General features: G+C 69.7%; 17 protein-coding genes. 10 read left to right on the top strand and 7 right to left on the bottom strand.

All coding sequences use genetic code 11. The features are described 5' to 3' along the window. The first annotated feature begins 4 nt into the window (after positions 1 to 4). The gene (locus ACNTMW_RS02385) at positions 5 to 412 is read left to right on the top strand and encodes a four-helix bundle copper-binding protein (RefSeq protein ID WP_426631631.1); all 408 of its coding nucleotides are present in this window, start codon (positions 5 to 7) and stop codon (positions 410 to 412) included. Between the two features lie 126 nt (positions 413 to 538). Here ACNTMW_RS02385 and mmsB read toward each other — a convergent pair whose 3' ends face one another. From mmsB to ACNTMW_RS02350, 7 genes are all read right to left on the bottom strand, one after another. Beyond that, on the bottom strand, positions 539 to 1807 hold the full coding sequence (mmsB, locus tag ACNTMW_RS02380; protein ID WP_426631630.1) for a multiple monosaccharide ABC transporter permease: 1269 nt from the start codon (positions 1805 to 1807) through the stop codon (positions 539 to 541). Positions 1808 to 1814: 7 nt separating this feature from the next. Beyond that, positions 1815 to 3344 carry a multiple monosaccharide ABC transporter ATP-binding protein gene (gene mmsA, locus ACNTMW_RS02375; protein ID WP_426631629.1) on the bottom strand — a complete coding sequence of 510 codons (1530 nt, stop codon included), beginning with the start codon at positions 3342 to 3344 and terminating at the stop codon, positions 1815 to 1817. Positions 3345 to 3452: 108 nt separating this feature from the next. Continuing rightward, on the bottom strand, positions 3453 to 4580 hold the full coding sequence (gene chvE, locus ACNTMW_RS02370) for a multiple monosaccharide ABC transporter substrate-binding protein (RefSeq protein WP_426631627.1): 1128 nt from the start codon (positions 4578 to 4580) through the stop codon (positions 3453 to 3455). A 32-nt stretch (positions 4581 to 4612) separates the two neighbouring features. Beyond that, the gene (araA, locus tag ACNTMW_RS02365; RefSeq protein WP_426631626.1) at positions 4613 to 6124 is read right to left on the bottom strand and encodes an L-arabinose isomerase; all 1512 of its coding nucleotides are present in this window, start codon (positions 6122 to 6124) and stop codon (positions 4613 to 4615) included. A gap of 27 nt (positions 6125 to 6151) precedes the next feature. Further along, complete coding sequence (locus ACNTMW_RS02360; RefSeq protein ID WP_426631625.1) at positions 6152 to 6829, bottom strand: L-ribulose-5-phosphate 4-epimerase; 678 nt, start codon at positions 6827 to 6829, stop codon at positions 6152 to 6154. Continuing rightward, positions 6826 to 8496 (bottom strand): ribulokinase, encoded by a 1671-nt coding sequence (araB, locus tag ACNTMW_RS02355; RefSeq protein ID WP_426631624.1) that lies wholly within the window; start codon positions 8494 to 8496, stop codon positions 6826 to 6828. The genes ACNTMW_RS02360 and araB overlap by 4 nt, the downstream gene beginning before the upstream one ends. Positions 8497 to 8840: 344 nt before the next feature. Continuing rightward, the gene (locus ACNTMW_RS02350; RefSeq protein WP_426631623.1) at positions 8841 to 9842 is read right to left on the bottom strand and encodes a LacI family DNA-binding transcriptional regulator; all 1002 of its coding nucleotides are present in this window, start codon (positions 9840 to 9842) and stop codon (positions 8841 to 8843) included. Positions 9843 to 10261: 419 nt separating this feature from the next. On the opposite strand from ACNTMW_RS02350, the gene ACNTMW_RS02345 reads away from it, so the two are divergent. The 9 genes from ACNTMW_RS02345 (at position 10262) to ACNTMW_RS02305 (ending at position 22243) form a co-directional block, all read left to right on the top strand. Next, positions 10262 to 11326 (top strand): sugar ABC transporter substrate-binding protein, encoded by a 1065-nt coding sequence (locus tag ACNTMW_RS02345; protein ID WP_426631622.1) that lies wholly within the window; start codon positions 10262 to 10264, stop codon positions 11324 to 11326. A gap of 91 nt (positions 11327 to 11417) precedes the next feature. Further along, the gene (locus tag ACNTMW_RS02340) at positions 11418 to 12893 is read left to right on the top strand and encodes a sugar ABC transporter ATP-binding protein (protein ID WP_426631621.1); all 1476 of its coding nucleotides are present in this window, start codon (positions 11418 to 11420) and stop codon (positions 12891 to 12893) included. Beyond that, entirely contained in the window at positions 12886 to 13923 is a 1038-nt protein-coding gene (locus ACNTMW_RS02335; RefSeq protein ID WP_426631620.1) for an ABC transporter permease, read from the top strand. Before ACNTMW_RS02340 ends, ACNTMW_RS02335 begins: the two co-directional genes overlap by 8 nt. A gap of 259 nt (positions 13924 to 14182) precedes the next feature. Further along, positions 14183 to 16195 (top strand): family 43 glycosylhydrolase, encoded by a 2013-nt coding sequence (locus ACNTMW_RS02330; RefSeq protein WP_426631619.1) that lies wholly within the window; start codon positions 14183 to 14185, stop codon positions 16193 to 16195. Between the two features lie 189 nt (positions 16196 to 16384). Next, positions 16385 to 17824 carry a glycoside hydrolase family 10 protein gene (locus ACNTMW_RS02325; protein WP_426631618.1) on the top strand — a complete coding sequence of 480 codons (1440 nt, stop codon included), beginning with the start codon at positions 16385 to 16387 and terminating at the stop codon, positions 17822 to 17824. A gap of 150 nt (positions 17825 to 17974) precedes the next feature. After that, a complete protein-coding gene (locus ACNTMW_RS02320; RefSeq protein WP_426631617.1) occupies positions 17975 to 19432 on the top strand; it encodes a glycoside hydrolase family 62 protein in 1458 nt (485 codons plus the stop codon). Between the two features lie 93 nt (positions 19433 to 19525). Next, positions 19526 to 20599 (top strand): cellulose binding domain-containing protein, encoded by a 1074-nt coding sequence (locus ACNTMW_RS02315; RefSeq protein WP_426631616.1) that lies wholly within the window; start codon positions 19526 to 19528, stop codon positions 20597 to 20599. 154 nt (positions 20600 to 20753) lie between these two features. Beyond that, positions 20754 to 21005, top strand: a complete 252-nt coding sequence (locus tag ACNTMW_RS02310; RefSeq protein ID WP_426631615.1) for an RICIN domain-containing protein — start codon at positions 20754 to 20756, stop codon at positions 21003 to 21005. 254 nt (positions 21006 to 21259) lie between these two features. Next, the gene (locus ACNTMW_RS02305) at positions 21260 to 22243 is read left to right on the top strand and encodes an ABC transporter substrate-binding protein (RefSeq protein ID WP_426631614.1); all 984 of its coding nucleotides are present in this window, start codon (positions 21260 to 21262) and stop codon (positions 22241 to 22243) included. Positions 22244 to 22324: the final 81 nt, after the last annotated feature.

Raw genomic sequence — 22324 nt, 5'->3', positions numbered from 1 at the left:
CGCCATGCCACGGACACAGCAGGTACTCGCCACCATGACCGTCGGTATCAGGCCCCGCGTGAGCAACGAGAGCCTGACGGCCGCGATAGACGCGATGCTGGAGTGCGAGGAAGCCGTCAACACGTGTGCGGCGGCGATGGTCACCGAGGACGACGTACGCGACCTGCGGGACGCGGTCATCCGGGACATGAACTGCGCGGACGTGGTGGGGGTGACCCGTCGCCTGCTCACCCGCGCCAACGACGGCGCGCTGCTCGGCGCACAGCTGCAGGCGTGCGTGACGGCCTGCGAGCACAGCGCTGAGCTGTGTGCCGGGCACGCGGGCCACCACGAACACTGTCGGTTGTGTTCGGACGCCACCCGCAGGTGCGCCGACGCGTGCCGGCGGGTGCTGCGGGAACTCCAGAGCTGACCACCGGGGCGACGGCCGGCTACGCACCCGCCGTGGCCGCGACCGCGGCGTCGTCTCACGCCTCGTCCGCGGATCGTTCCCGGCCGGTGGCTCCGCGCAGTCGGTGGATGTCTGGCGGACGGCGGGTCACCGGGAAGCGCGACCGGCGCGGCGTTTGGTCCACACGTCGAACGCGACGGCCGCGAGCAGCACGATGCCCTTGACCAGCATCACGCGGTCGCTCTCCGCGCCGATCAGGGACATGCCGTTGTTGATGACGGCCATGATGAGTCCGCCGGTGATCGCGCCGACCACCTTGCCGACGCCGCCCTGGACGGCGGCGCCACCGATGAACGCCGCGGCGATCGCGTCGAGTTCGAAGTTGACGCCCGCGGTCGGCCCCGCCCGGTTGAGACGGCCGGCGAAGATGACACCGGCGATGGCGGCCAGCACGCCCATGTTCACGAAGATCCAGAACACCACCGACCTGACCTTGATCCCGGACAGCGTCGCCGCCTGGAGGTTGCCGCCGACGGCGTAGACGTGCCGGCCGAACACCGAACGGTTGGCCAGCAGCGAGTACGCCAGAACCAGCAGTGCCAGCAGGACGAGCACCCACGGCAGGTTCTTGAACCGGGCCAGTTGCACCACGACGGCCAGCACGACGAAGGCCGCCATGGCGATCTTGAGGATGAACAGCGGCAACGGGTCGACCGCCTGGCCGTAGCCCCGTCGCCCGGCGCGGGCGCGCCACTGGGTCACGGCGATGCCGCCGACGGCCACCACGCCCACGAGCAGGCTGAACAGGTCGGCGCCGCCCAGCGGCCCGAGTCCGATGTTGCCGAGGTAGCCCGGGGTGAAGCCGTTGGCCAGGGTGCGTACGGCGTCGGGGAACGGGCCGATGCCCTGGTTGCCCAGCACGGTCATGGTCAGCGCGCGGAAGAGCAGCATGCCGGCGAGGGTCACGATGAACGCCGGGAGCCCGAAGTACGCGATCCAGAAGCCCTGCCACGCGCCGATGAGCCCGCCCGCCACCAGCGTCACCAGGATCGCCACCTGCCACGGCAGGTGGTGGTCGACCATGAGAACCGCGGCGAGTGCGCCGGTCGCGGCGACGACGGAGCCCGCGGACAGGTCGATGTGCCCGGCGATGATGATCAGGATCATCCCGATCGCCAGGATCAGGATGTACGAGTTCTGCACGATGATGTTTGATATGTTCTGCGCTTGGAGCATGGCGCCGTCGGTGAGGGCCGAGAACAGCGCGACGATCAACGCGAACGCGATGTAGATGCCGCTCTGCCGCACGCTCACCGAGAACCGCCCGGACGGCCTGCCGTTCGACGACGGCGTGTCCCCAACGGCCGACGTGTCGACGGCCAGATCGGCGTTCGTGGGCGCGGTGCTGCTGCTCATGGAGGCTCTACCCCTGTCCCTTGGTCAAGTGGTGCATCAGGAGTTCCTGGGTCGCGTCCGCGCGGGACACCTCACCGGTGATCCGCCCCGCCGACAGGGTGTAGATGCGGTCGCACAGGCCGAGCAGTTCCGGCAGTTCCGAGGAGATGACCAGGACCGCCTTGCCCGCGTCCGCGAGCCGGTTGATGATCGTGTAGATCTCGTACTTGGCCCCGACGTCGATGCCGCGGGTCGGTTCGTCCAGGATCAGCACATCCGGATCCGTGAAGATCCACTTGGACAGGACGACTTTCTGCTGGTTGCCGCCACTGAGCTGGCCGACGGCGGCCAGCACGCTCGGTGCCTTGATGTTCATGCCGGTGCGGAACTCGTCGGCGACCCGGTACTCCTCGTTGTCGTCCACCCAGCCCCACCGGGCGAGTTTGCGCAGCCCGGCCGCTGACGTGTTGCGTTTGACGTCCTCGACGAGGTTCAGGCCGAAGCGTTTGCGGTCCTCGGTGGCGTACGCGATGCCGTGCCGGATGGCGTCCCGCACGGTACGCAGGTCGAGCTGCTTGCCGTCCTTGACGACCCGGCCGGAGATGTCGGTACCGTACGAGCGGCCGAACACGCTCATCGCCAGCTCGGTGCGCCCGGCACCCATGAGACCCGCCAGTCCGACGATCTCGCCGCGGCGCAGGCTCAGGTTGGCCTTCGACACCACGACCCGGCCGTGCTGGGTGGGGCTGTGTACGGTCCAGTCCTCGATGCGCAGGATCTCGTCGCCGATGCGGGGCTCGCGGGGCGGGAACCGGTGCTCCAGGTCGCGGCCCACCATGCCGGAGATGATGCGGTCCTCGGTGACGCCGCCGGCCCGAACGTCCAGCGTCTCGATCGTGCGGCCGTCCCGCAGGATGGTGATCGTGTCGGCGATGGCCAGCACCTCGTTGAGCTTGTGGGAGATGATCAAACAGGTGATGCCGTCGTCGCGCAGCCCTCGCAGCAGGTCGAGCAGGTGCGCGGAGTCCTCGTCGTTGAGCGCGGCGGTCGGCTCGTCGAGGATGAGCAGCCGCACCTCCTTCGACAGCGCCTTGGCGATCTCGATGAGCTGCTGCTTGCCGACCCCGAGGTCGAGGACGGGGGTGACCGGGTTCTCCCGCAGGCCGACCCGCCGCAGCAGCTCCGCGGCCTCGTGGTTGGTGCGGTTCCAGTCGATCAGACCGCGGCTGGCCCGCTCGTTGCCGAGGAAGATGTTCTCGGCGATGGACAGCTGCGGGCACAGCGCCAGTTCCTGGTGGATGATCACGATGCCGCGTTGCTCGCTGTCACGGATGCCGGAGAACCGGCAGGGCACGCCGCCGAAACGGATCTCGCCGTCGTAGGAGCCGTGCGGGTACACCCCGGACAGCACCTTCATCAGGGTCGACTTGCCCGCGCCGTTCTCACCGCAGATGGCATGGATCTCGCCCCGGCGTACCGTCAGGTTGACGTCGGACAGCGCCGTGACGCCGGGAAACGTCTTCGTGATCGCGCGCATCCGGAGGATGTCGTCGGCCATGCGGTCGCCTCCCCTCGGCGGTGCCGTGCACCGCGGTGCGGTCTCTCCCGCGGGCGGGCGCGCCCCGCCGCCGTTGTCGCGGACGGGGCGTGCCCGCTCCGGGCGCGGTCACTTCAGCTGGTCGGCGGTGTAGTAGCCGGTGGCGACGAGCGCCTGCTGGACGTTGCTCTTGTCGACGATGACCGGCTGGAGCAGGTACGACGGGACGACCTTCGTGCCGTTGTCGTAGTCCTTGGTGTTGTTGACCTCCGGCTTCTCGCCCTTCAGTACCTTGTCGGCCATGCCGACCGTCACCTCGGCGAGCTTGCGGGTGTCCTTGAAGATGGTGGCGTACTGCTCACCCGCGATGATCGACTTCACCGAGGCCAGCTCGGCGTCCTGGCCGGTCACGACCGGGTACGGCTGGCCGGCCGCGCCGTAGCCGCTGCTCTTGAGCGCGGACAGGATCCCGATCGACAGGCCGTCGTACGGTGAGAGCACTCCCTGGACCCTGGTGCCACCGCCGTAGTACTTGGTGATCAGGTCCTCCATGCGCTTCTGCGCGGTGGCCGGGTCCCAGCGGAGGATGGCGATCGTCTTGAAGTCGGTCTGCCCGCTCCTGACGACCAGGGTGCCCCGGTCGAGGTACGGCTTCAGCACCGACATGGCGCCGTTGAAGAAGAAGGTGGCGTTGTTGTCGTCGGGTGAGCCGGCGAACAGCTCGATGGTGAACGGTCCCTTGGCGTCCCCGTCGGCGCCGTCCTCCTTCTTCAGGCCCAGCCCGACCAGCAGCGAAGTGGCCTGATCGACGCCGACCTTGAAGTTGTCGAACGTGGCGTAGTAGTCCACGTGGGGGCTGTTGCGGATGAGCCGGTCGTACGAGATGACCGGGATCTTCTTGTCCGCCGCCTCCTGCAGCTGGGTGGTGAGCGCCGTGCCGTCGATCGAGGCGACGATGAGCAGCTTCGCGCCCTTGGTGATCTGGTTCTCGAGCTGATTGACCTGGGTCGGGATGTCGTTCTCCGCGTACTGGAGGTCGACCTTGTAGCCCAGCTTCTCCAGGGCCCTCTTGAGGTTGTCGCCGTCGTGGATCCACCGCTCCGAATACTTCGTCGGCATGGTCACGCCCACGAGGGCGCCGGCGTTGTCACCGGAGCCCGTCTGCTGATCGACCGTCTTGGTGCTGGAACCGCAGGCGGTCAGGGCCGCGGCCAGCGCGATGGCCCCGGCCACCGCCGAGAACCGTGCCAGCTTCATGCTTCTCTCCACTGTCGTCAGTGTGTGGTGGGTCAGCCCGGCAGCCCCTGGGCCAGCCGGTAGTAGGCCTGGTTCCAGCGAAGGCGATCGCTGAGATCCGAGGTCGTGGCGTGCCGGTCGATCAGCACCAGTTCGGTGCGCACCATGTGGGCGAAGTCCCGTACGGTCTCCGCGTCCACGGCCTGGGTCAGTACGGTGTGGTGCGGCCCGCCCGCGGTCAGCCAGCACTCGGCCGACGTGGCGAGCGACGGCGCCGGCTTCCACACCGCGCGGGCGACGGGCAGGTTCGGCAGCGGTTCGTCGGGCGGTACGACCTCGACCTCGTTGGCCACCAGCCGGAACCGGTCGCCGAGGTCCGCCAACCCGATCACCACGCCGGCGCCGGGGGCGGCGTCGAAGACCAGCCGGACCGGGTCCTCCCGGCCGCCGATGCCCAGGGGGTGGATCTCGCAGCTCGGCACGTCACCGGCGATGGAGGGGCAGACCTCCAGCATGTGGGCGCCGAGGATCTTCGGCTCGCCGGGACCGAAGTGGTAGGTGTAGTCCTCCATGAACGACGTGCCGCGCCCGGTACCCGTGCCCATGGCCTTGACCGCGGCCAGCAGCGCCGAGGTCTTCCAGTCGCCTTCGCCGCCGAAGCCGTAGCCGTCGGCCATCAGCCGCTGCACGGCGAGGCCGGGAAGTTGGCGCAGGCCACCCAGGTCCTCGAAGTTCGTGGTGAACGCGCCGAAGCTCCCGTCGGTCAGGAACTGCCGCAGCCCGGCCTCGATGCGGGCCGCGTACCGCAGCGAGTCGTGCCGTTCGCCGCCCCGGGCCAGGTGCGGGGCGAGCCGGTAGGTGTCGGCGTAGTCGGCGACCAGGGCGTCGACGGCCTCGTCGCATACCGCGTCCACGATCTCGACCAGGTCGTTGACGCCGTAGGTGTTCACCGACACGCCGAACCGCAGTTCGGCCTCCACCTTGTCGCCCTCGGTGACGGCGACGTCGCGCATGTTGTCGCCGAACCGGGCCAACCGGAGGGTACGCAGGTGGCTGTGGCCGGCGGCGGCCCGCGCCCAGCCGGCGATCCGGGCGACCAGTGCGGGGTCGGAGGCGTGTCCGGCGACCGTCTTGCGCGCCACCCCGAGCCGGGTCTGGATGAATCCGAACTCGCGGTCGCCGTGCGCGGCCTGGTTGAGGTTCATGAAGTCCATGTCGATGGACGCCCACGGCAGCGCCGCGTTGGCCTGGGTGTGGAGGTGCAGCAGCGGCTTGCGGAGCGTGTCCAGCCCGGTGATCCACATTTTGGCCGGTGAGAACGTGTGCATCCAGGCGATGACGCCGATGCACCGCGGGTCGTTGTCCGCCTCGCGCATCACCGCGCGGATCGCCGGCGCGTCGGTGAGTACCGGCTTCCCGACGATCTCGGCGGGGATCTCTCCGGAGGCGGCCAGCAGGTGCCGGACCTGTCGAGACTGTTCGGCAACCCGGTCGAGGGTCTCCGGACCGTAGAGGTGCTGACTGCCCGTGAGGAACCACAACTGACGCTCTGTTGCCGATGACATGGCGGTCTCTCCCGACGGGGGCACGGCTCAGGCCTGCCCGTAGACGTTCCGGTAACGCGTGTGGAGTGAGTCGATGTCATGCTGGCTGATGGGTAGCGGTGTGCCGAGCTGCCGTGCGAGGTGGACGGTACGTGCGACGTCCTCGCACATCACGGCCGCCTTGACCGCGGCGCGGGCGGTCGTGCCGATGGTGAACACGCCGTGGTTGCGCATGAGCACGGCGGGGGAGCGGTGGTGGGCGAGCGTGGCCACGATGCCCTGCCCGATCGAGTCGTCGCCGATGAGGGCGAAGGGGCCGACCGGGATCTCGCCGCCGAACTCATCGGCGATCATCGTCAACACGCACGGGATGGGCTCGCCGCGCGCGGCCCACGCGGTCGCGTACGGGGAGTGCGTGTGCACGACGCCGCCGACGTGCGGCATGTGCTTGTACACGTAGGCGTGGGCCGCGGTGTCCGACGACGGCTTGAGGTCACCGTCGACGAGGGTGGCGTCGAGGTCGGTCACCACCATGGTGTCGGGGCCGATCTCGTCGTAGCCGACGCCCGAGGGCTTGATGACCAGCAGGTCGGCGCCGGGTACCCGGGCGGAGACGTTGCCGGCCGTCCAGACCACCAGCCGGTTGCGGGGCAGTTCGGCGTGCAGCGCGGCGACCTCGGCGCGCAGTGCGCGGATGGTGTCCTCCACCGCGTGCGTGAGTGTCACCGGGTCACCGCCCGGCGCTGGATCGCGCGCAGCCTGTGCATGACGGTGTTGGCGCCCCTTCCGAAGTAGTCGTGCAACGTCCGGTACTCCTGGTAGAGCGCGTCGTAGACCGCGCTGGCCGCCTCGTCGGGCTGGTGGACGGCGCGCTCGACCCGGCCCATCCGGGCCGCGGCCGCGCGTACGTCCGGGTAGCAGCCCGCCGCGACCGCCGCGTGGATGGCGGAGCCGAGCGCCGGGCCCTGCCCGGACGGGATGTGTGACAGCGGCAGCCGGGTCACGTCGCTGTAGATCTGCATGAGCAGCTCGTTCTTCACCAGGCCGCCGACGACCAGCAGTTCCGTCACGGGTACGCCGGCGGCGGTGAAGGTCTCGATGATGGTGCGGGTGCCGAACGCGGTGGCCTCGATCAGGGCCCGGTAGACGTCCTCGGGCCGGGTGGCCAGGGTCTCGCCGACCAGTACCCCGGACAGCTCGTGGTTGACCAGCACCGACCGGTTGCCGCTGTGCCAGTCCAGCGCGATCAGGCCGTGCCGGCCCACCGGCTGGGCGGCGGCCAGCCGGGTGAGGTACTCGTGGACGGTCAGCCCCTCGTCCTCGGCCCGCCGCGCGTACCCGGCCGGGACGTGCGTGTTCACGAAGTGGGCGAAGATGTCGCCGACGCCGCTCTGCCCGGCCTCGTACCCCCACAGTCCCGCGACGATGCCGCCGTCGACCACGCCGCACATGCCGGGCACGGTGCGCAGCTCCCGGGCGTTCATCACGTGGCAGGTCGAGGTGCCCATGATGGCGACCATCTGGCCCGGTTCGAGGGCGTTGCCGGCGGCGGCGGTGACGTGCGCGTCGACGTTGCCGACCGCGACCGCGATGCCGGCGGGCAGGCCGGTCCACGCCGCCGCCCGGTCGGTCAGCCGCCCCGCCGCCGCCCCGAGCCGGCCGATCGGCTGGTCGAGCTTGGTCTCCACGAAGTCGGCGAAGTCCGGGTTGAGTGCGGCGAGGAAGTCGCGGCCCGGGTACCGCCCGTCCTGGAGGATCCCCTTGTACCCGGCGGTGCAGGCGTTACGGACGTAGGTGCCGGTCAGCTGCCAGACGATCCAGTCGGCGGCCTCGACCCAGCGCTGCATGGTCGCGTAGACCTCGGGGTCTTCCTCCAGGACCTGTAGTCCCTTGGCGAACTCCCACTCCGCGGAGATGAGGCCGCCGTACCGGGCCAGCCAGGGTTCGCCGCGTGCGGCGGCGAGCCGGTTGATCCGGTCGGCCTGCGGCTGGGCGGCGTGGTGGCGCCACAGTTTGACGTAGGCGTGCGGCCGGTCGGCGAACCGTGGCACCTCCGACAGCGGCGTGCCGTCGGCGAGGGTGGGGATCATCGTGCAGGCGGTGAAGTCGGTGCCGATGCCCACCACGTCGGCCGGGTCGACGCCCGCGTCGGCCAGGGCCGCCGGCACCGCGTGCCGCAGGACGTCGATGTAGTCGCCCGGGACCTGGAGGGCCCAGTCGCTGCCCAGCGGGGTTCGGCTGCCGGGCAGTGCGTCGGTGACGACGGCGTGCGGGTACTCGAAGACCGAGGAGCCCAGCTCGGTGCCGTCGGCCACCCGTACCACGACGGCGCGGCCGGACAGCGTCCCGAAGTCGATTCCGACGACCAGTGCCGGTGAACGATCGATCGGCATAGGCAGACCTCTGATCGAGGAAGGTGGGCGGGGTGGGGTCCGGGCGTGTAGTGAATGTTATCGCTAACATCATGATCGTCAATGCCCGAGTGTAACGGTCCGGCAACAAAGCTGTCCTGGGCTGTCACTTGTGGACAATCGTCCGCGCGGCGGATCCGGCCGCGGATGGTCTGATCACCCACGTCGACCGGCGGTCGATGTGGCGGCTGGGTGGCCGGTCGGCGCCGTAGGTGGATCGTCAGGTGGAGCGGCGGCCGGCCGCGACCCGGTGAACGGGCCGTGTGCTGCGCGGGGTCGTGCCGCCGGAGCGAGGTCGGCCAGGATGCTCCCGGGACGGGACGGCCTCAGCTGACGGGCGCGGCGACGCTGTCGCGGACGACGAGCGTCGGGGCGATCGTGTGTCGGCTGGCCGTCGGTCGGCCCGACCGGATCTGGTCGACGAGGAGGGTGAGGCTCGCCCGTCCGACGGCGGCGAAGTCAGGTCGGATCGTCGTCAGTGGAGGGATGAAGTAGGCGGCTTCGGGGACGTCGTCGAAGCCGACGATGCTGACGTCCTGCGGCACCCGGCGGCCCCGCTCGTTCAGGGCCCGCAGGATGCCGAGGGCGAGATGGTCGTTGCCGGCGAAGACGGCGGTGACCTCCGGCATGCGGGCCAGCATCTGCCCCGCCCGGTAACCGGAGGCGGCCGACCAGTCGGCGGACATGAGGGGCGGGATCTCGGCTCCGGCGTCGCGCAGGGCGCTCTCCCATCCCGCGATGCGCCCCGCGGTGTCGAACCAGCCGTCCGGTCCGGCGACGTGCCACACCGTCCGATGACCCGCCTCCAGCAGGCAGCGGGTGGCTGCACGGGCGCCGGCGACCTGATCGACGGTGGCGAGCGCACCGGGCCGTTCCGGGTCGCCGTCGATCGCGACGAGCGGTACCCCGGCCGGCATGTGCGCCAGGGCTTCGGCGGCCGACGCCACGGGTGCGATGACGACGATGCCGGCGACCCGGTGGTCGAGGTGCCGCTCGACGGCGGCGGTGATGGAGCGACGGTCGGGGGTGCTGACGGTGGCGACACTGACGGCGAAACCGGCCTCGGCGGCGGCCTGTTCGAACGCCGCGAGCAGGGATGCCGGCCCGTACAGGGTGGAGTTCATGGTGACGGCGCCGATCAGCTGCGACCGGCCGGTGACGAGCGCCCGGGCCGCCCGGTTGGGGCGGTAGCCCAGCTCGGCGATGGCCGCGCGGACGCGCAGCCGGGTCTGCTCGCGGACGTTGGGATGGTTGTTGAGTACCCGCGACACCGTCTGGTGGGAGACCCCCGCTAGGCGCGCGACGTCCGTCATGGCAGGCGCTCGCATGTGCTCATTATCCACTCGCCGCGTTTCCTGCCGGATAACCGGCCGGTCCGGCTTCCGCTGGGTGAGGTGACAGTGGCGCCCGGGTCACGGCGTCGAGCGTCATACGTTTCGGTCTGTCTGGGCGGTCCGTCATTCGCTGCCCGCGCAGAAGGCCAGACGACGTACGTGCAGAAAGTGAAATCTGTGAATGTAATCTGGACACCTCGTGGCCCGCGACGCTATAACAAACATCGGATGTTCTCGGGCGGGCTGAGCGACGAGATCCGGCCGGAGGGCAGCCACCGTTCTTTGTGCCCGCCTCCGGGGCAGGCCCGAAAGGCGGACCGTGTTCGGGTTTGTCACCCGCCTCGATGCCACCGTCCGGTCCGAACAGTGCTGACCGTTGGCCGGCGCCACGCCGGCCGGAAGGAGAGGATATCGTGCGGTTCCGCTGGATGGTGGCCGGTGGCGTGGCCCTCCTCGCGCTGACCGGTACGGTGGCGTCGTGCTCGTCGGGTGGGAGCGGTAGCGGCAACGGTGGCGCCGAGCCCCTCGTCGGGGTGGACTACCCCCGGTCCGACACCGACTTCTGGAACTCCTACATCACATACGTGCCGCAGTCCGCCGGGCAGGTCGGCGTGCGGCTGAAGACCACGAACTCGCAGAACGACGTGGCCAACCTCATCTCGAACGTGCAGACGTTCATCAGCCAGGGAGTCAGAGGCGTCGTGATGGCGCCCCAGGACACCGCGGCCGTCGCACCTTCCCTGACCACGTTGCGGGCCAAGAAGATCCCGGTGGTCACCATCGACACCCGACCCGACACCGGCAACGTGTTCATGGTGGTACGGGCCGACAACCGGGCGTACGGCACCAAGGCCTGCCAGTTCCTGGGCACCAGGCTCGGCGGCAAAGGCAAGGTCATCATGTTCGAGGGTGATCTCGCCTCCATCAACGGTCGCGACCGCACCGAGGCGTTCAACGACTGCATGAAGCAGAACTACCCGGGGATCACCGTCTTCGGTGAGGCCACCGACTGGAAGGGCGACGTGGCGTCGGCGAAGTTCCTCACCCGGCTGGCCTCCGACCCGGACATCAAGGGCGTGTACATGCAGGCCAGCTTCGCGCTGTCCGGCACGCTGCAGGTGCTGAGGCAGAAGAACCTGCTGGTACCGCCGAGCGACCCCCGGCACGTGTTCGTGGTCTCCAACGACGGCATTCCGGAGGAGCTCAAGGACATCGGCGCCGGGCAGATCGACGCGACGGTCAGCCAGCCGGCCGACCTGTACGCCAGGTACGGGCTGTACTACGCGAAGGCCGCGATCGACGGCAGGACGTTCGCGCCGGGCCGGACCGACCACGACAGCACCATCGTCAAGGTCCGTGACGGCGTGCTGGAGGACCAGCTCTCCGCACCCCTGGTCACACTGGACGGTGGCACGTACGGCGGGGTGCCGTCGGTCAGGTACGACGACAAGAGCCTCTGGGGCAACAACGTCAGCTAGTCAGGGGGGCGCCGACGTCGTGAGCGGATCCGATCGCACCGCCGACAGCGGGCCGGACCGACCGTCCCGGCCCGCCGTCGAGGTCATCCGCGTGAGCAAGAGGTACGGCTCCACCGTCGCCCTGCACGACGTCGGCATCACGGTACGGGCCGGCAGTACGCACGGCCTGGTCGGTCGCAACGGCGCGGGCAAGTCGACGCTGGTGTCCATCCTCACCGGCCTGCAGGCGCCCGACAGCGGCCGGGTGCTGTTCGACGGTGCTCCGGCGCCCGGCCTCGGCGACCGGGACGGCTGGCGCGAGCGGGTCGCCTGCGTCTACCAGAAGTCGACGATCATCCCGACCCTGTCGGTCGCCGAGAATCTGTACCTCAACCGGCAGACACGCAACCGCCTGGGACTCGTCGACTGGGCGGGCCTGCGCCGTGCGGCGCGACGCCTGCTGGCGGCGTGGTCGGTGCGGGTGGACGTGGACCAGCCGGCAGCGGCGTTGAACGTCGAGCAGCGCCAGTTGGTGGAGATCGCCCGTGCGCTGTCGTTCGGCGCCCGGTTCATCGTCCTCGACGAGCCCACCGCGCAACTGGACGGCGCGGCCATCAGGCGCCTGTTCGACCGGGTCCGCGCGCTCCAGCGCCACGGCGTGACGTTCCTGTTCATCAGCCACCACCTGCAGGAGGTCTACGACATCTGCGACACGGTGACGGTGCTGCGCGATGCCCGGCACATCCTCACCGCGCCGGTGTCCGCGGTCTCCCGGCCGCACCTGGTGTCGGCGATGACCGGCGACAGCGTCGACCTGGCCGGGGCGACGGACCGCCCGCCCGTGGCGGCCGGCGCCCCGGTGGTCCTGGCGGTCGACGACCTCGCGGTCACCGCCGGCGCGCCGGCCGTCACGTTCGGCGTCCGTGCCGGCGAGGCGGTGGGTCTGGCCGGGGGTGGGGGCAGCGGCAAGGTGGAGGTGGCCGAGGCGCTGGTGGGGCTGCGCCGGCCCGCCGCCGGCCGGGTCACCGTGTCGGGCCGGGTGCTGCGGCCGGGCAGCGTGCCCGACGCGCTGGAGGCGGGCGTCGGGTGGGTTCCCCAGGACCGGCACCGGGAGGGCTTCGTCCCGCTGCTGTCGGTCGGGGAGAACATCACGATGACGGTACCCGGACGGATACGCCGGTCAGGACTGATCTCGCCGGCCCGCCGCGACGCGCTGGCCGGCAGAATGATCGACGACCTGGCCATCAGGACGCCGGGTCCGTGGCTGCCGGTCGCCGGCCTGTCCGGGGGCAACCAGCAGAAGGTGGTGATGGCCCGGGCACTGGCCACCGAGCCGGGAGTCCTGGTGCTGATCGGGCCCACGGCCGGGGTGGACGTGCGGTCCAAGGAGACCCTGTTGCGCGTCGTCGATGACGTACGCGCCAGGGGAACGGCCGTGCTCGTCGTCTCGGACGAGCTGGACGACCTGCGCGCGTGCGACCGGGTGCTCGTGCTGTTCCAGGGGCGCCTGGTGGGCGAGTTCAGCCGGGGCTGGCGCGACGACGACATGGTGGCCGCGATGGAAGGGGTCGATCTCGACCATGGCTGAGTCGATGTCCGACGTCGACAGCGCCGACGTCACCGAGGGGCCCGCACCCACCACGCGGCTGCGCGGCGGCCCGGCCGTCGCCCGACTGCGGGACCTCGCGCTGATCCCGGCAATCATCCTGATCGCCGTGGTCGGTCAGCTCGTCAGCCCGGTGTTCCTGCACCCCGACAACCTGCTCAACGTGCTGCAGACCATGTCGGAGATCGCCATCCTGGTGCTCGCCGAGACGCTGGTGCTGATCGCCGGGAAGATGGATCTCTCCCTGGAGTCGACCTTCGGTCTGGCCCCGGGCATCGCCGCGTGGCTGGTCGTGGCGCCCGGTGTGACGCACGGCCTGGGGATCGTTCCCGGTGCGTGGGCGGTACCGGTCACCCTGCTCGTCGGCGCGCTCATCGGCGCCTTCAACGGCCTGCTGATCGTCCGGTTCGGGCTCAACGGCTTCATCGTCACCCTCGGCATGCTGATCGTGCTGCGCGGCATGCTGACCGGACTCTCCGGGGGCAAGACGTTCTTCGGCCTCCCGCAGTCCATGCTGTACCTGAGCACCACCTCCTGGCTCGGCATGCCCGCGTCGATCTGGGTCTGCCTGTTCGCCTTCGCCGTGGCGATCGTGGTGCTCGGCTTCACCCGTACCGGGCGCGCCCTGTACGCCATCGGTGGCAATGTGGACGCCGCGAGGGCCGCCGGTATCCGCACCGACCGGGTGCTCTGGCTGACCCTGGTCGTCGCCAGCACACTGGCCGCGCTGGGGGGCCTGTTGCTGGCCGGCCGGCTCGCCTCGGTCGCCGCGGCTCAGGGCAGCGGGGACATCTTCACCGTCTTCGCGGCCGCCGTCATCGGGGGAGTGAGCCTGGGTGGCGGCAAGGGCTCGATGTTCGGCGCCTTCACCGGCATCCTGCTCCTCTACATGATCCAGAACGTGCTGACACTGGGTGGCGTGCCGGCGCAGTGGATCTCTGCCCTCAACGGGGCGATCATCCTCGTCGCCCTCGTGCTGTCCCGGATCACCAGCGGCAAGGCCCAGGACTGACGGAACGGCCGGCATCCCGGGATCGGCCGTCCACCGGGGTACATGAGATCGACGATGCTCGCGGTCAACCATCTGACCCGCTCCGCGGGTAGACGGCAGGGGTGCCGGGAGGGGGAGCCGGCCACGATGGGCGCGTGGCCGGCTCCCTCGCGGGGGCCGAAGGGGGCTCGTCTCCTGGGCGAATAATAGATACACTTCGATTTAAAAGTTGTTAGCGTTCACATCGCGGGGCTGACCGCGGTGTCGGAGAGGAACCCCCATGAGACCGAGTCGTCGTCGGCTCTGGCTCGCGGCCGCACTGGCCGTCGTGGTCGGTGCCTACGGAGCCATCACCGCCGTGGCCGCCCGGGCGACGGCCGGATGTCGGGTCGACTACACGGTGACCAGCCAGTGGCAGGGCGGGTTCGGCGCCGACGTGACCGTCAACAACCTCGGTGACCCGGTCAACACCTGGACGTTGACCTGGTCGTTCACCGCCGGGCAGACGGTCACCCAGCTGTGGAACGGCAGCTTCACCCAGTCCGGTGCCCAGGTGACGGTGACCAGCACCGCCTACAACGGACGTATCCCCACCGGGGGCAACGCCAGCTTCGGCTTCAACGGCTCGTGGAACGGCAGCAACCCGGTACCGACCAGCTTCACGCTCAACGGCACCACCTGTACCGGAGGCACCATGCCACCACCGACGTCGACGCCGCCCCCGTCGTCCCCGCCGCCGTCGAGCCCGCCGCCGTCGAGCGCGCCGCCGTCGACCGGTCCGTGGCCGCCGTCGGCGCCGTACACCAACCCGGTGGTCTGGCAGGACTTCGCCGACGGCGACATCATCCGGGTCGGCGACACCTACTACTACTCGGCCTCGACGATGCACTACTCGCCGGGGGCGCCGATCCTGCGCTCCTACGACCTCGTCAACTGGGAGTACGCGGGCCACTCGGTGCCGAGCCTGGACTTCGACTCCAGCGCCTACAACCTCACCGGCGGGCGCGCGTACGTCAAGGGGATCTGGGCGTCGGCGTTCAACTACCGCACGAGCAACAGCACCTTCTACTGGCTCGGCTGCGTCGAGTTCAACCGGACCTACGTCTACACCGCCACCGCGGTGGACGGCACCTGGCAGAAGCGCGCCCGGATCAACAACTGCTACTACGACGCCGGGATGCTCATCGACGACAACGACACGATGTACGTCGCCTACGGCAACACGACCCTCAGCGTGGCGCAGCTGTCGGCCGACGGAACCAGCGAGGTCAGGCACCAGCAGGTGTTCCAGACGCCGTCGAGCGTGGGGACCCTGGAGGGCTCGCGGTTCTACAAGCGGGGCGGCTACTACTACATCTGGGTCACCAGGCCGGCCAACGGCCAGTACGTGCTGCGGTCGACCAGCCCGTGGGGGCCGTACGAGATGCGACAGGTGCTGCTCAACATGCCCACCCCGGTCGCCGGCGCCGGCACCCCGCACCAGGGCGGCCTCGTCCAGACCCGGAACGGCGCCTGGTACTACATGGCCTTCGTCGACGCCTATCCCGGCGGCCGGATCCCGGTGCTGGCGCCGGTGAACTGGAGCGCGGACGGCTGGCCCACCATCCAGACCGTCGGCGGCGGCTGGGGCACCACCTACCCGTACCCGGACGTGCCGCGCCCGCCGCGCCAGGTCACGCCGATGACCGGCGTGGACACCTTCGCCGGCACGACCCTCGGCCCGCGGTACGAGTGGAACCACAACCCGGACAACACGAAGTGGTCGGTGGGCAACGGGCTGCGGCTGCAGACCGCGACGGTGACCAACGACCTGTACGCCGCCCGCAACACCCTCACCCACCGGATCCAGGGACCGTCGTCCACCGCGACGATCCAGCTCGACTACTCCGCGATGAGGGACGGCGACCGGGCCGGGCTCGCGCTGCTGCGCCACCTGTCCGCCTGGATCGGGGTCAGACGCGACGGCGGCCAGACGAGGGTGGTGATGACCAACGGGCTCGCCATGGACAGCAGTTGGAACACCACCAGCACCGGTACCGAGGTCGCCGGCGCCCCCGTCTCCGGCGGCCGGATCTGGCTGCGGCTGACCGCCGACATCCGCCCGGGCACCGGCCGGCAGGCGCGCTTCTCCTACAGCACCGACGGGGTCACCTTCACCACCCTCGGACCCGCATACGCCATGAACAACGACTGGCAGTTCTTCATGGGGTACCGGTTCGGCATCTTCAACTACGCCACCCAGGCCCTCGGCGGCTCGGTCACCGTCGGGCAGTTCGCCGTGACCACACCCTGACCATCACGGCAGTACCCCTGGCTGGCGGCAGGGGTGCTGACCACACCGACCCTCAGCGGCACACCACGCTCGCGTGACGGCTCCGGCGGACATCGGACCCCGGGCCTTCCACGCCGGCAACCCGATCCGGCTGGCCACGTGAACGCGCCACGGCGCACCCCGCATCACGCGCCCCACCCGAGGAGAGCAATGAACGGTCCAACCAGATCCCGCCAGCGCCGCACCTGGGTGTTAGGCCTGTCGGCCGCGGTGGCGATGTCGACCGCGGCCGGCGCCGCGGCACTGACCGCGGTCCCGGCCCAGGCCGCGAGCACGCTGGGCGCGCAGGCGGCCACGACCGGCCGGTACTTCGGCACCGCGGTGGCGGCCGGCAAGCTGGGCGACTCCACCTACGTGTCGATTCTCGACCGCGAGTTCAACATGGTCACCGCGGAGAACGAGATGAAGTGGGACACCACCGAACCGTCCCGCGGCACCTTCAACTTCGGCCCCGGTGACCAGATCGTCAACCACGCGTTGAGCCACGGGCAGCGGGTACGCGGGCACACCACGGTGTGGCACTCGCAGCTGCCGTCGTGGGTGAGCGGCATCGGCGACGCTAACACGCTGCGCAGCGTGATGAACAACCACATCACCACCGTGATGGGCCACTACAAGGGCAAGGTGTACGCCTGGGACGTGGTCAACGAGGCGTTCGCCGACGGATCCACCCAGCTGCGCAGCTCGGTGTTCCGCAACGTGCTCGGCACCGGCTTCCTCGAGGAGGCGTTCCGCACCGCGCGTACCGCCGACCCGGCGGCGAAGCTGTGTTACAACGACTACAACATCGAGGACTGGAGCGCCGCCAAGACCCAGGGCGTGTACACCATGGTCCGCGACTTCAAGTCCCGTGGCGTACCGATCGACTGCGTCGGGTTCCAGAGCCACTTCGGCACCGGCGGCCCGCCGGCGAGCTTCCAGACCACGCTGAGCAACTTCGCCGCGCTCGGCGTCGACGTGCAGCTCACCGAGCTCGACATCGCGGGTGCGTCGACGACCGCGTACACCAACACGGTCAAGGCGTGCATGAACGTGTCCCGCTGCACCGGCATCACGGTGTGGGGCATCCGCGACAGCGACTCCTGGCGCACCGGCGAGAACCCGCTGCTGTTCAACGCGAACGGCAACAAGAAGCCCGCCTACGACGCCGTACTGTCCGCCCTCGGCAACGGTGCTCCGGTCCCGCCGACCAGCCCGCCGCCGACCAGCCCGCCGCCGACCACGGCACCGCCGACCACGGCCCCGCCGACCAGCCCGCCGCCGGGCGGCAGCGGCGGCTGTGCGGTGACCTACACGGTCAGCTCACAGTGGACCGGTGGATTCGGCGCCAACGTCACCGTGACCAACCGGAGCGCCCCGGTCACGAGCTGGACGCTCACCTGGTCGTTCGGCGCGGGTCAGGCGGTGACCCAGGCATGGAACGCCACGGTGACGCAGAGCGGAGCCAACGTGACGGCCCACAGCGTCGATTACAACGGCAACCTGGGCACCAACGCCAGCACGAGCTTCGGGTTCAACGGTTCCTGGAACGGGTCCAACCCGGTACCGACGAACTTCTCGCTCAACGGCACCCCGTGCAGCCGCGGCTGAGCTGCGGCCATCCATCCGGGTCGGCTGTCGCGTCGAGTGGCAGCCGGTCCGGGACCCGCACCGCCCCCACAACCGCGAGTGGCGCTCCCGGCCCACCGGGCGCCCTTGCGATCACCTCAGTTGGCCCACCGATGGAGGAGTCTGCTCCCCATGTTGCATAGACGCATCCTCGCCGCAGCAGGCGTGTCCCTGGCCGTGCTCGGCGCGGCCGGCACGGTGACCGTGGCCGCCCACGCGGCGGCCGCCGGCTGTGCGGTGACCTACACGGTCAGCTCACAGTGGACCGATGGATTCGGCGCCAACGTCAACGTCACCAACCTCGGTGACCCGGTGAGCGGTTGGACGCTCACCTGGTCGTTCGGCGCCGGTCAGGCGGTGACCCAGGCGTGGAACGCCACGGTGACGCAGAGCGGGGCGAATGTGACGGCCCGCAACGCGAGCTACAACGGCAACCTGGGCACCAACGCCAGCACGAGCTTCGGGTTCAACGGCTCCTGGAACGGGTCCAACCCGGTGCCGACGAACTTCGCGCTCAACGGCACCCCGTGCAACGGCGGTACCACCCCGCCGACCACCACGCCGCCGACCACCACGCCGCCGACCTCGGCGCCGCCCACGTCGCAGCCGCCGTCCTCGCCGCCCCCGGGAGGGACGTTGCCGAGCAGTTTCCGGTGGAGCTCCAGCGGGCAGCTGATCTCCCCGAAGTCGGACGCCAGTCACAACGTCGCCGGCATCAAGGACCCGACGGTGGTGTACTACAACGGCAAGTACCACGTGTTCGCCAGCATCGCGAACGCGTCCGGCTACAACATGGTGTACCTGAGCTTCACCGACTGGTCGCAGGCCGGCTCGGCGACGCACTACTACCTGGACCGCACCCCGATCGGCTCCGGGTACCGGGCCGCACCACAGGTGTTCTACTTCGCCCCGCAGAAGCTGTGGTACCTGGTCTACCAGACCGGTAACGCGTCGTACTCCACCAACCCGGACATCAGCAACCCGAACGGGTGGAGCGCGCCGAAGAACTTCTACCCGTCGATGCCGAGCATCATCCAGCAGAACATCGGCAACGGGTACTGGGTCGACATGTGGGTCATCTGCGACTCGGCCACCTGCTACCTGTTCTCCAGCGACGACAACGGCCACCTGTACCGGTCGCAGACCTCCCTGGCGAACTTCCCCAATGGGATGACCAATACGGTCATCGCGTTGCAGGACAGCAACCGCAACAACGTGTTCGAGGCCAGCAACGTCTACAAGGTCGCCGGCTCCAACCAGTACCTGCTGATCGTCGAGGCGATCGGGTCGCGCGGCCGGTACTTCCGGTCCTGGACGTCGACCAGTATCGCCGGGTCGTGGACCCCGCTGGCGGCCAGCGAGAGCAACCCGTTCGCCGGCATCGCCAACGTCACGTTCAGCGGTGCCGCGTGGACGACCGACATCAGCCACGGCGAGATGGTCCGCAGCGGCACAGTCGACCAGACCCTGACCATCAGCCCGTGCCAGATGCAGTACCTCTACCAGGGCCGGGACCCGAGCTCCGGCGGCGACTACAACAGCCTGCCCTGGCGGCTCGGGCTGCTCACCCAGACCAACTCCACCTGCTGACCGACCGGGGTGCCCCGGGGCGCACGGCACCGGGGCACCCCCGAACGTTTCGGTTTCCCGACTCCACCCGTCATGTTCGTAGGAGGTTCCGTGATGCGTACAGGCAGACGATGGCTCGCGTTGGTGGCGCTCACCGTGACGATGGTCGCCGTGGGTACGGTGATGTGGAGCGGTGTCGGCAGCGCGGAGTCCAACGGCGGGGTACGGGTCATGCCACTGGGCGACTCCATCACCGAGGGCACCCAGGTACCGGGCGGCTACCGCATCGGCCTGTGGCAGCGGACGGTCGCCGGCGGGTACCGGATCGACTTCGTCGGCTCGCAGTTCAACGGGCCGGCCAACCTGGGCGACCACGACCACGAAGGCCACCCCGGGTGGCGCATCGACCAGATCGACGCCAACATCACCGGCTGGCTGCGGAACACGACACCGCACACGGTGCTGCTGCACATCGGCACCAACGACATCCTGCAGAACTACAACGTGGCGGGCGCACCGAACCGGCTGTCCACGCTGATCGACCACATCACCGCGGCCGTGCCGACCGCCGAGGTGTTCGTGGCGACCATCATCCCGCTGTCGAACGCCGGCCAGGAGTCGGCCGCCCGTACCTTCAACGCGGCGGTCCCCGGCATCGTGCAGAGCAAGGCCAGTGCCGGCAGGCACGTCCACCTCGTCGACATGCACAGCGCCCTGACCACCGCCGACCTCATCGACGGCATCCACCCCACGGCCGGCGGCTACGACAAGATGGCCGCCACCTGGTACACGGCGCTGCGGTCGGTGCCCGGCAGCATCGGCACCCCGGGCGGCCCGAGTTCGAGCCCGTCCGGCGGCCCGACACCGTCCACCCCGCCGGCCGGGGGGCGTTCCTGCGCCGCCTCGTACGCGATCGTCGGGCAGTGGTCGGGCGGCTTCCAGGCCACGGTGACCGTCACCGCCGGCGGCGCCGCCATCTCCTCCTGGACGGTCACCTGGCAGTTCAGCGGGGGCCAGACGATCACCCAGGTCTGGGGCGCGGACGTCACCGTCGCCGGTGCGGACATCACCGCGCGCAACGTGAGCTACAACGGCGCGCTCGGCGCCGGCGCCAGTACGCAGTTCGGCTTCCTCGGCACCGCGACCGGCGCCAACAGCGCGCCCACGCCGCGGTGTACCGCGGCATGACCTGTGCCGGCGGCGGCACCCGGGCACCGCGCCCACCACGGACAGCCGGCCGGCGACCAGCCGACCCCGTACCCGCCGGCCGGCCACATCACCCGCGGCGGACACCTCGACCGCGGAGAGGAGGACCGATGAACCACCGTGCCCCAGGCCGCCGGTGGGTGAGGCCCTCCAGGTCCTCGGTGCGTGCCTGGGCGCGCCCGTCAACGCCGCGGCCGGCGCCAAGGTTCAGATCTGGGACTGCAACGGCGGCGCCAACCAGCAGTGGACCATCAACGCGAACGGCACGATCACCGGCGTGCAGTCCGGGCTGTGCCTCGATGTCAACGGCAACGCGACGGCCAACGGCACCACCGTGATCCTGTGGACCTGTACCGCGGCCGCGAACCAGCGGTGGGCCCGGGGATAGACGGACGCCTCGCGGCGCCACGGTCGGTGACGCCCCGGGTCACGGTTAGGTAGCGTGCTCGCGGCCGGGTCTTGACGCCGGCGATGAGAGCGCTAACACTTCCGAAATACGCGCAACGATCGATCAACTCTTCGGTCACAGAGAAGCTGTCTGCGAAATGCCATGGTGTGGCGATCATGTTCACCGATCAATGTGAACGTTAACGCAACGGCCGCCGTCCGCGGCCCAGGACATTCACGGTGAGGAGAGGCGCAGTGTGGAGACGATGGTCCGCGGCGGTGGTGGGCGGCCTGCTCATCGCCACGGCGTCAGCGGGTTGCGGAGGTGGTACCGGCACGTCCGGGTCGGGGAAGGCCGGCGACAGGATCACGATGGGCTTCGCTCAGGTCGGTGCGGAGAGTGGCTGGCGTACGGCCAACACCAAGTCCATCCAGGACGCCGCGCGGGCGGCCGGCGTCGACCTGAAGTTCTCCGACGCACAGCAGAAGCAGGAGAACCAGATCAAGGCGATCCGCAGCTACATCACCCAGAAGGTGGACGTCATCGCGTTCTCGCCGGTGGTGGAGACCGGCTGGGACCCGGTGCTCCGGGAGGCCAAGAACGCCAAGATCCCGGTCATCCTCACCGACCGGGCCGTGGACTCGAAGGACACCACGCTCTACCGGACCTTCATCGGGTCGGACTTCGTGCTGGAGGGCAAGAAGGCCGGCGAGTGGCTGACGAAGGAGTACCAGGGCCGGACCGACCCGGTGAACATCGTCGAGCTGCAGGGCACGACCGGTTCGGCGCCGGCCAACGACCGCAAGGCCGGCTTCGCGGACGTCATCAAGGCCGACTCGAAGTTCAAGGTCATCGCATCCCAGAGCGGTGACTTCACGCGCGCCGGCGGCAAGCAGGTGATGGAGGCGTTCCTCAAGGCCAACCCGAAGATCGACGTGCTGTACGCGCACAACGACGACATGGGGCTGGGTGCGATCGAGGCGATCGAGGCGGCCGGTAAGAAGCCGGGGGCCGACATCAAGATCATTACGGTGGACGCCGTGAAGGACGGCATGACGGCCCTCGCCGCCGGGAAGATCAACTACATCGTCGAGTGCAGTCCGCTGCTCGGGCCACAGCTGATGGACCTGGCCAAGAAGGTGGTCAAGGGGGAGAGCGTGCCCGCACGGGTGCTCACCGAGGAGACCACGTTCACGCCGGAACAGGCCAAGGCCGCCCTGCCCGACCGCAAGTACTGATCGGCCCCGGTGCCGCCCCGGTCGCACCACGTGCCAGGGCGGCACCGGTGACCGGGGGCCGGAAAGCCGGGGTGACCGGGT

It is taken from the genome of Planosporangium spinosum, assembly GCF_049999945.1.
Lineage (GTDB): Bacteria > Actinomycetota > Actinomycetes > Mycobacteriales > Micromonosporaceae > Planosporangium > Planosporangium spinosum.
The sequence above is the reverse complement of the archived record's forward strand: the minus strand, read 5'-3'. Positions and strand labels throughout refer to the sequence as shown.

What these genes read in the sequence shown, in the direction of transcription:
- ACNTMW_RS02320 (WP_426631617.1), top strand. Translation starts at nt 17,975, where the DNA reads ATGTTGCATAGACGCATCCTCGCCGCAGCAGGCGTGTCCCTGGCCGTG.
- araB (WP_426631624.1), bottom strand. Translation starts at nt 8,496, where the DNA reads ATGCCGATCGATCGTTCACCGGCACTGGTCGTCGGAATCGACTTCGGG.
- ACNTMW_RS02330 (WP_426631619.1), top strand. Translation starts at nt 14,183, where the DNA reads ATGAGACCGAGTCGTCGTCGGCTCTGGCTCGCGGCCGCACTGGCCGTC.
- mmsA (WP_426631629.1), bottom strand. Translation starts at nt 3,344, where the DNA reads ATGGCCGACGACATCCTCCGGATGCGCGCGATCACGAAGACGTTTCCC.
- ACNTMW_RS02350 (WP_426631623.1), bottom strand. Translation starts at nt 9,842, where the DNA reads ATGCGAGCGCCTGCCATGACGGACGTCGCGCGCCTAGCGGGGGTCTCC.
- ACNTMW_RS02335 (WP_426631620.1), top strand. Translation starts at nt 12,886, where the DNA reads ATGGCTGAGTCGATGTCCGACGTCGACAGCGCCGACGTCACCGAGGGG.
- ACNTMW_RS02315 (WP_426631616.1), top strand. Translation starts at nt 19,526, where the DNA reads ATGCGTACAGGCAGACGATGGCTCGCGTTGGTGGCGCTCACCGTGACG.
- chvE (WP_426631627.1), bottom strand. Translation starts at nt 4,580, where the DNA reads ATGAAGCTGGCACGGTTCTCGGCGGTGGCCGGGGCCATCGCGCTGGCC.
- ACNTMW_RS02325 (WP_426631618.1), top strand. Translation starts at nt 16,385, where the DNA reads ATGAACGGTCCAACCAGATCCCGCCAGCGCCGCACCTGGGTGTTAGGC.
- araA (WP_426631626.1), bottom strand. Translation starts at nt 6,124, where the DNA reads ATGTCATCGGCAACAGAGCGTCAGTTGTGGTTCCTCACGGGCAGTCAG.
- ACNTMW_RS02385 (WP_426631631.1), top strand. Translation starts at nt 5, where the DNA reads ATGCCACGGACACAGCAGGTACTCGCCACCATGACCGTCGGTATCAGG.
- mmsB (WP_426631630.1), bottom strand. Translation starts at nt 1,807, where the DNA reads ATGAGCAGCAGCACCGCGCCCACGAACGCCGATCTGGCCGTCGACACG.